Origin of the sequence: Bradyrhizobium sp. (genome assembly GCF_019242285.1) — a bacterium.
Classification (GTDB): Bacteria; Pseudomonadota; Alphaproteobacteria; order Rhizobiales; family Xanthobacteraceae; genus Bradyrhizobium.
Genome location: NZ_JAFAVV010000917.1, coordinates 1 through 6,063 on the forward strand (window position 1 = coordinate 1; position 6,063 = coordinate 6,063).

3 protein-coding genes and 3 pseudogenes are annotated in these 6,063 nt (G+C 61.8%); 2 read left to right on the top strand and 4 right to left on the bottom strand.

Annotated features, from left to right (window positions below):
* Positions 1 to 592 precede the first annotated feature (592 nt).
* The 4 genes and pseudogenes from JOY90_RS37620 to JOY90_RS37635 all read right to left on the bottom strand — a co-directional run.
* A pseudogene (locus JOY90_RS37620) lies at positions 593 to 1,000 on the bottom strand (IS5 family transposase); the annotation flags it as partial.
* Positions 1,001 to 1,066: 66 nt separating this feature from the next.
* Positions 1,067 to 1,404, bottom strand: a pseudogene (locus JOY90_RS37625) (GreA/GreB family elongation factor).
* 300 nt (positions 1,405 to 1,704) lie between these two features.
* Positions 1,705 to 3,309: a rhodanese-like domain-containing protein gene (locus JOY90_RS37630; protein ID WP_291696148.1), complete on the bottom strand. Its 1,605-nt coding sequence runs from the start codon at positions 3,307 to 3,309 to the stop codon at positions 1,705 to 1,707.
* 188 nt (positions 3,310 to 3,497) lie between these two features.
* A complete protein-coding gene (locus JOY90_RS37635; RefSeq protein WP_291696149.1) occupies positions 3,498 to 4,001 on the bottom strand; it encodes a hypothetical protein in 504 nt (167 codons plus the stop codon).
* 566 nt (positions 4,002 to 4,567) lie between these two features.
* On the opposite strand from JOY90_RS37635, the pseudogene JOY90_RS37640 reads away from it, so the two are divergent.
* Positions 4,568 to 5,235, top strand: a pseudogene (locus tag JOY90_RS37640) (HpcH/HpaI aldolase/citrate lyase family protein).
* A gap of 98 nt (positions 5,236 to 5,333) precedes the next feature.
* Positions 5,334 to 6,063, top strand: a 730-nt coding sequence (locus JOY90_RS37645; protein ID WP_291696150.1) for an Ldh family oxidoreductase, incomplete at its 3' end; no start/stop codon positions are given.

The following is a 6,063-nucleotide window of genomic DNA, read 5'->3' on the forward strand; positions in this document are numbered from 1 at the left end:
GCTCGCGCGGTAAGACTCCGCCGCCCAATGCACGGGGTTGGGAGAGATGAGAGGCGCGTCCTGTCTGAAGATGAGGAGTTGCAACCCTCCCTCCAGGCGGGAGCCTCCCCGTGACCGACCAGGCAATGAGCCCGTTACGCCGGCGCATGATGGAAGACATGCGCCGAAGACCGAACATGACGACCTGCAAAGGGTCGAGAATTTCGCGGCCTATCTTGGCCGCTCGCCAGACACGTCAAGTTTCGAGGACGTGCGGCGCTACCACCTGCACCTGACGGCGAGCGGCGTTGGGGCCCCACCATCAACCAGGCGGTTTCGACGCTACGGTTCTTCCTTAAGGTCTCGCTCGGTCGCCCCGACCTCGTGGAACGCGCGACATTCGGCGGCGAGCCGCGCAAGTTGCCGGCGCTGAGCGTGGCTTATGGCGCAGGATTGCGCGTCTCCGAGGCGGTGGCACTGGAGGTCGGCGACATCGACAGCAAGCGCATGGGTGATCCGCATCGAGCAAGGCAAAGGCCGCAAAGATCGGTACGTTATGCTGTCTCCACAATTGCTCGAACTGCTGCGGGCCTGATGGAGAGCCGCCCGGCCGCGGCCTGCAATCACGATCCGTTAGCGCGTGGATTTTCGTGGTCCGTTCGCCACGCGAGCGGCCGATCGCCTGTTGATGCTCGCCCCTTTTCCGCCGCTTGCCGAACGATGCGCCTTGAGGTGGGTTCGGTAGACAGAGACACGCCGTCCTTGCCGCAGTGGGCGAACGCTTCGAAGATCCCCTGCCAATGTCCGCGCTTGGCCAGCGATTGAACCAGTTGCAGATCGTCGTGTAAGGACCATCGTCCGGCGGGCAATCGCGCCAGCGTGCCCCGCACTGAAGCATATAATGATAACCGCTGATGATGCGTCGATCGTCATCGCGCACCGGGCCAGTCTGGTTCGTAGGAAGATGCGGTTCTATTTGAGCCCACTGCTTATCGCTGAGCCAGAACAGTCCTTTACGCATCGAACTCCCTTGGGCCGAATCAAATTCGGCCCAACAGAATCAGAATATGCTAACTGGGTACAGACCCTAGGAGATCGAAATGATCTTGAGACTTTGACCGGATGCGCCGACTTCATCCCCGACAGCCTTGCCCACCAGAAGCCTGGCCACGGGGAACACGAAGGAAATAGAACCGCTCTCGGGGTCCGCCTCGCCCTGTGCTACGATACGGTAAAGTAGTGCATATCCTGCACGGGGATTGCTGATTGCCGCCGTCGTTCGTTGATGTCCTCAATCTCCTGTGCCGTCTCATATGCGTCGCGGTCTGGTCGAGTTGAAATTCCAGAGCCCTCAATCCCGCTTTCCGTAACGAGGTTCGGATGAAATGAAAGCGGACGGTCGGGCAGGAGGGTCTCCGACGCAATTTAGGCACTGTCTTCCTTTGTGAAGGCAACGCTCAAGTCAGGCTCCTCTCAAATCAGTAAGCCACGCCCAACTGGCTGGCGACGGTCGACTGTGCCGAGCTGCAGCCGGTCGCCCGCGATAAGATCGGCCGCACCAGCGTCCTCGGCCAGCGATGGCGGAGGCTTGCGCGTTCGTCTTCAAAAGCATTATGAGGGGGAAATGCACTTAATTGGTTTACACATCTGGATAAGAAATGCGACCGCCGCTCCGAGCGCACCAAAGTAGAAATCGGCGGGCGGGCTTGCACTCTCACAGCCCGTTCATGTGGCGATGCGGAAGCGGTGGTCGTCGTCCTTGGCCATGTCGTTGACCAGATTTATCTCCCAGGTAAGGTATTCGCGCATCGCGTCTTCGCGATTCTGGCCGCGCTCGCGCGGTGAGAGAAACACGTCGTCGGGCTGGTCCGCCATTCGGGTTGCCCCCATCTCGAGAGGCAATCCCGCCCGGACCCAAGCCTGCGTGCCACCAACAAGTGTCATGACCGGTACGGATGCGATGGCCTGCAACTCAGTCGCCGCCAGTGCCGCAAGCGCGCCATCCGGCGACGTCAGCACGATCGCCTGATGGGAGGGTAGTGTCGCCAGTGCACCGCCAAGGCGCGACCGGATTGCAAACCAGGCACCCGGAATATGGCCCAGCCGGTAGCGCGTGCTCAGGCCGAGATCAATCACCGTCACGTTGCCTGCGGCCAATCGATCGCGCAAATCCATCGCATCGATTTGCGGCGCCGAGGCCGCTTCGAGACCAGGAACACGCGGCACATAGGGTCCGGTTTCCCAGTCGCCATTGGCCGGCTCAGCGGCCAGAACCGCAATCTCCCGCCACCCCATTTGTTTCAGCCACGACGCAGTCATGGTTGCGCGGACGCCGTTGTCGTCGACAAGCACGACGCGGGCACCCCAGGTTGCCATATGCGAGTCGGTTTCCTGCACAAGCTGGCCGCCGGGCGCCGAGCGTGCACCGCGCAAATGGCCAGTCTCGTATTCTTCGGTTGAGCGCACGTCCAGGACGTACAGACTGCGCTGGGCCGCCTCGGCGCGCCATGATTCGAGCGTATGCTTGTCGATACGCGCGATGCCGAAGTGCGCGGCAACCCGTGCAGCGGCTTCGCGAGCGGACTGCAATCCGTGCGCGCTGACCTCGGGCGGCTTTCGCGTTGCCCCATGCACTACTTCGAGACCTGCGAGGTGCCAGGCCATGGTGCCGTCCTTCAAAGACACGACCTTGTTGCGCACGCCGGCATTGATCAGCGATTGCGCCCCGATGATACTGCGCGTGCGGCCGCCACAATTGACGACGACCATTGTATCGGGCGACGGCGTGAGATCCGCGAAGCGATAGACCAGCTCCGCACCGGGTACGCTGATGGCCGTCGGGATGCTGTTATTATAATACTCTTCGTACGAGCGGCTGTCGTAGATTGCGATGTTGGCCTTGCGATCGATCAACACCTGAAGATCCTGAACGGAGATCCATGGTGTGCCGGCCTCGTGCTCGACGACTTCGGCGAACGCCTTGCTGGGTACGTGCACGCCGCTATAGATGTGAAAGCCCGCTACCTCCCACGCAGCGATCCCGCCGTCCAGCAAAGCGACGTCATGATAGCCTAGCGCGGACATTCGTTCCGCGGCGCTTGCCGCCAAGCCTTCACCGCCATCGCACCAGACGACGCGTGTACCGCGCCGCGGTACCAGATCGTCGACCAGCAGCTCCAATCGGCTGAGCGGAACGCAAGATGCCATCAGAAGATGGCGCCTGCCGAATGGCAGTTCCTCGCGCGCGTCGAGTAGAGTCAACTCGCCGCCATCATGAAGTCGGGCTTTCAGTGCCTGTGCATCGATTCGTGTGATCTTGTTGCCCGACATGCCTTCAGTCCCTCCTTGGAAATATTACGACGCCGGCAGCGCGATCCTGTGTCTTCCGAGACCTGCTTCGCGCCTCGCGCTGAGAGGTCAGCTGACTTCCACGAGATTCTCATGGACGGTATCGAGACTCGTGTTGCGATCAAAGCTGCGACGCCGGCGCTTTCCGTCCGTCAATCCGGCCAGTTCACTCAAGCCGCCCTGATGTTCGAACGCTGAACGTAATCCAGGTTCATGCCCTCAATACGCACGAGCTTCGTGAGCCCCTCTCGCTTCGGCGAATGGATCACACCGACATCATAGAAATGGCTATCGCCCGGCTTCAGAACATAAGTTTTGATCGGCTCGACCAGCGTCGGCTCGTCACCCTTGCCTTGCTTGACAACGCGCCAGTCGGTCATCTCGGTATCGCCAATCGCCAAGCCATAGATTGCCCAACTGGAACCGTGGTCGTGCGGCGCGCCGTTAGCGGGGCTCTCGTAAACATGTCCGCAAACGCAGAAGCCCAGCTCCGGATCCTCGTACAACACCTTGCGTGGGCGGCACTGCTCGGCGGTCAGGTGCCTAGCAACGAATTCCTGGTCGAGCAGCGCCTTCGACACGAGTTTGCACACCAGCTGCTTACCGCTCGCCCCGGAATCCGCCTTGAGGGTCTCGCGGATGTCAGCGCTCAATTGCTCAAGTGTATAGCCCATTCGCTGTCTCCGTCATGTTTGTGGCGTCCCGCTTCCGGTTTGCCGCATTATGAAGTGATCAGCCAACGCGGAGCAATCCCTTTATCCGGCTCAAGATAGCCCGATCATGAGTCACTCCTTCACCAGTATCTCGGCAAAGTGATTTTGACCGATTTGCATCGGCTCAGATAAGCCCCGGCAGCTGACTTGGCTCAACCTCCGCCGCCGACCGGAACGATCACGACAGCGCATCACGGCGCGTCGTCCACCAAACGGCCATCGCGGTGCGGGCCTGCTTTCCGGCAATTCACCGCGTTCAATTTCATGGTCGAAAGTGCGCCTGCGGCAAGCGCGACGATCTCGATCGTGCGATAAATTCATGGCAAAAGCTACAGCAATGTGAGGCAGCGATCGTGTTGCCCGATCCAAGAAGAGCCGTTCCGGGGAAATGCGTAATGAAGGCGAGCGATATCGTTCATAACGTCGTCAAGGACAAGCTCAGGCGCGACGAGGTCGTGGCGTCAATGACGGTCCGACTCGTGCGCGGGGTCGAGATCGCACGGTTGGCTGCGACCGCCGGCTTCGACATGATCTATGTCGACCTCGAGCATTCGACCTTGTCGCTGGAGGCGACGGGTCAAATCTGTCAGGCGGCGTTGGGCGTGGGCGTAACGCCGATGGTCCGCGTTCCCGCCAACAGGCCGGACTTCGTTCAGCGCGTCCTGGACGCCGGCGCGCTCGGCATCATCGCCCCCGGCGTGCGTTCAGCCGAGGAGGCCCGCGCGGTTGTCGTGGCGTCGAAGTTCGCGCCGCTCGGCGAACGCGGCGCTGGTGGCGCGCTGCCGCAGTGGAGTTCCGGACTTTCCCGGCCGCCGAGGCAAACGCCGCCGTCAACGACGCTACGATGATAATCGTACAGTTCGAATCCGCAGATGCGGTCGACAAGGCCGAAGAGATTGCATCCGTCGAAGGTGTCGACATGGTGCTGATCGGCGTTAATGATTTGCTCGCCGATCTCGGTCTGGCGGGCCAGTTCGAGCATCCGAAGGTCCATGACGCTTATGCGCGGACGATCGCTGCCTGCCGCAAGCACGGCAAGCATGTCGGCGTCGGCGGTCTCTCGACACGCCCTGAGCTCGCCGCCGAGTTTATCGCCATGGGCGCTCGGTTACTCTCGACCGGAACCGACGTCCAGTTCCTGTCCGCCGCGATGGCGGAGAAGGCGAGGCAAGTCCGCGAGATTTCGGTAAAATGAGGTCCAGCGATAGTTCTTCTTGCTATTGCGCTGGTCGGAGCGACCACTGCCGGCGGCGCGCAAGCCATCACGCCGCCTGTCGACGTGATGAGCGCTCCATGACGTCATTGCAAACAGCGAGCTCCGGGACGGCGTCGGGTCCGTTCTATGTCGACGCCAATGCGGCCGAGAGCTTCGGCCGCCGGCTTCTGGTCGCACATGGGCTTCCGGAGGAGGATGCCGCGACCGTTTCACGTTGTCTGGTGCTGGCCGACTTGCGCGGCGTCGATACCCACGGGCTGCAAACCTCGCCACATTATCTCGAGCGGGTTCTGCGCCGGCTGATCAACCCTCGTCCGAATCTGAAGGTCGAGCGTGTCACGCCGATGGTCGGCTCGCTCGACGGGCAGAATGCCTTCGGCTTCGTGGTCGCGAAGGGCAATGGCCGAGGCGATCGATATGCGCGCGAGTTCGGTGTGAGCATTGTCTCGGCTCGCCGCAGCACTCATTTCGGCATGGCCGCTAATTATGCGCTTCAGGCGATGGAAGCAGGTTATATCGGCATCGTCTTCACGAACGCATCGCGCGCGATGCCGCCCTGGGGCGGCCGGGAAGGGCTGTTCGGCACCAGTCCGATTGCGGTCGCAGCCCCTGCCGGCGAGGAAACGCCGTTCGATCTCGACATGTCGCCGGCTGTCGCTGCGCGCGGCAAGATCCGGCGCGCGGCACGGCGTGGGCAATCGATCCCGCTTGGTCACGCGCTCGACGCCAAGGGCCGCCAAACGACGGATCCGAACGTCGCGCTCGATGGCGGCACGGTGCAGCCGATTGGTGGGCCGAAAGGCTCGG

What these genes read in the sequence shown, in the direction of transcription:
- JOY90_RS37630 (WP_291696148.1), bottom strand. Translation starts at nt 3,309, where the DNA reads ATGTCGGGCAACAAGATCACACGAATCGATGCACAGGCACTGAAAGCC.
- JOY90_RS37635 (WP_291696149.1), bottom strand. Translation starts at nt 4,001, where the DNA reads ATGGGCTATACACTTGAGCAATTGAGCGCTGACATCCGCGAGACCCTC.